Consider the following 2,528-nt stretch of genomic DNA (forward strand, 5'->3'; position numbering starts at 1 on the left):
TTCAGTGGCTCTGCTTTAAATGAAAATACAGCATATTCTCGTGTCTTGTTTCCATTTTCTGGATCAGGAGCAAAATAAGTGTTGAGGTTATCAACTAACTGATCTGCCCGATTTAACTGCTCAAGTGCTTTAGTTCTGCGCAGTTTTTTTATTTCTTCCTCATACTCATGTGTAAATTCTTTATTGCAAATTTTCAATCCGAAATCCACGTTCAGTGCAGTTTTATTCATCAACTCAAACTGAGCCGTTTTATACGTCCAGCCGTTACGTAATTTATTCTTATTTTTTGGCTGCGTATTATCCATGGTTTGTCGGGATTTTATTTGCTCGTCACGGCGTTCTTTGATAGTTCGCTCTCTGCGTGATGAAATAAGGTCATAGCTTAACCCAACCGTAAAACGTATTTCAATCGTCGGATAGACATCAATTTCAACATATCTGCCACACTCGTGACAGCCATTTACCACAACTGCATAATGAGCTGGTTCATCAAAAATTTTTCCGGGGTGGGTAACTGAACTGAGATATTCCCACGGACTTCTGAATGAATCGACTATACTTAATTCTTTTTTCTTTCCTCCGTAATACAGTATGACTTTTTCTGGCTTTTCATCAGCACTTAACGATTCAGACGCCCCCGCTTTATACTCTTCCAGCCATGCTTCCGGACACCCACTTTTGTCGCATTTACTCTCGATAGTGATGGTTCCATCACATCCGTCTCCTTCATCCAGCAGTTCAAAATGAACTTTTCCCTCTTTCGACCAGATATGATGTTCTTTATTTTCAGGAAAATCAGTAATCACATCCATCAGGCATGGGTCAGGTATACCGCACTCGACACAGGCTTGTCCGGCAGTCGATGATGGTTTTGACATAATAGCTTCCTTATTGAGGGAAAAAACCGAGTTCCTTTAGAAGCAACATTTCAACCTGTCGGTGTGCTGCCACTTCATTATTATTTAACATGTCAGTCCATTCATGTGGAATGTCAGCTTTGTGATAGATTTTATTTTCCAGTAATAAATAAATCATACCTCTAATAGATCTGTCATCATTTATGTTCAATGAATGGCAGAAATCAAAATAACGCTCAGCGCAATCGTTGTCGCGCCCGCTCGGATAAGGAGAGCCTTTCTCTGTATGATAGTTTTTTATATATATCTCAAGATTTTTGATGTAGTTTTTTTGTGCCTGTCTGTTCAATAGCTCATATTGTCGCTGAGAGAAGGTCAGTGTCGCATCACTTTCTCCGGTAATTTTCCTTTTTCCTGACTGGCGGAATACCGAAAAATCATCCTCCCGCCTTTCTTCTGAATAATGAGTAATTATTTTAGTAACTGGTTCAATAAATTTGTACAGTTCAAATGGAGTCAGTACATTAACCAGTGTCCAGATGTTACGTGGATCATAAAAGCGAAATAATGCGGGCTTGCTTTGTTCTGGTATCTTAGCCCACAGATAATGGCGGAAGTGCTGTACTAACAAATGAATTTTATTGCACGAATAAAAATATATTCCCCAGGGGGTTTCTTTTTCCGTCAGCCACCCGGCTACTTCCGGTGTAACTTCCATCAGGTAAGGCGCTATCTCAGTCAGGTCTGGCTGGACAGGAGGAGAAAACAGGCAACAATGTGGGGGACTGGTTTTCTGTAGAAATTCCAGCAACCCTTCTTCAACGGCACCATCGACAATGGCATAGCGTACGGCTTCCATTACTGATCCTCCTTCGGGCAATGTGCAACAAACATTGTGCCGCTTCCTGCGGCAGCTTTGAGAATGACGGGGCGCATCGGCAGTATTACTTCTCCCGGACTGCCGCCACTATTCAGATTAATTTTTGGCCCCTTAATATCGACGCCGCCTGCATGTATCACGACAAACGAACCTCCCACGCGGAGGCTGATTTTACTGTTACTTTGCAGAACAATATCGCCCTGAACGTCGATCCCCAGTGCACCGGCTATCTTCCGCGCCAGGTCGCCTTTGACTTCCAGACCATGATTGCCCTCCACCAGACTCACATGGTCTCTGGTCGTCTTGTGGTCCTGCCTGCCGTCCACCGTGACTTTACGGTCATTGGCTACCACCAGTGATTCATCATGGCCAATGCTCACTGTCCGATCGTAATCTATTCGTACGTCCTTGCTGTTGAGCACCTTCACCTGCATGTTTTTCTGCGCATGCACATAAATTTCTTCATTATCCGTCGCATCCTCAAAGCGCAGTTCGTTAAACCCGTCACCCCGGTAGGTTTTTGAGCGGATGGTCATCTGCGTCTTCGTGTCCGGCAGACGGCCGGGGGCGCGGTTCACGTCATGGTACAGACGCCCCGTGATGACAGGCTGGTCCGGGTCGCCGTGCAGAAAGTCGACAATCCCTCCTGGCCGACGCGGGGCAGGGCCAGGCTGCCGAACCCGGCGCCCGCCCACCCCTGGGAGACCCGTATCCAGCAGGAGCTGTCTTCACTGTTGCCGTGGTAACGGTCCTGGTGAAAGCGCACCCGCACGCGGCCGTATTTGTCGCAG

Annotated in this window: 1 protein-coding gene and 2 pseudogenes; all 3 read right to left on the reverse strand. The window is 46.0% G+C overall.

The window, feature by feature from the left end; genetic code table 11:
* A pseudogene (locus KXR87_RS23350) lies at positions 1 to 878 on the reverse strand (hypothetical protein); the annotation flags it as partial.
* A 10-nt stretch (positions 879 to 888) separates the two neighbouring features.
* Entirely contained in the window at positions 889 to 1,716 is an 828-nt protein-coding gene (locus KXR87_RS23355) for a DUF4123 domain-containing protein (RefSeq protein WP_437434559.1), read from the reverse strand.
* Positions 1,716 to 2,528: pseudogene (locus KXR87_RS23360) on the reverse strand (type VI secretion system Vgr family protein); the annotation flags it as partial. The gene KXR87_RS23355 and the pseudogene KXR87_RS23360, both read right to left, overlap by 1 nt.

It is taken from the genome of Yokenella regensburgei, assembly GCF_051486985.1.
In the GTDB taxonomy this organism is placed as follows: Bacteria; Pseudomonadota; Gammaproteobacteria; order Enterobacterales; family Enterobacteriaceae; genus CBFFRJ01.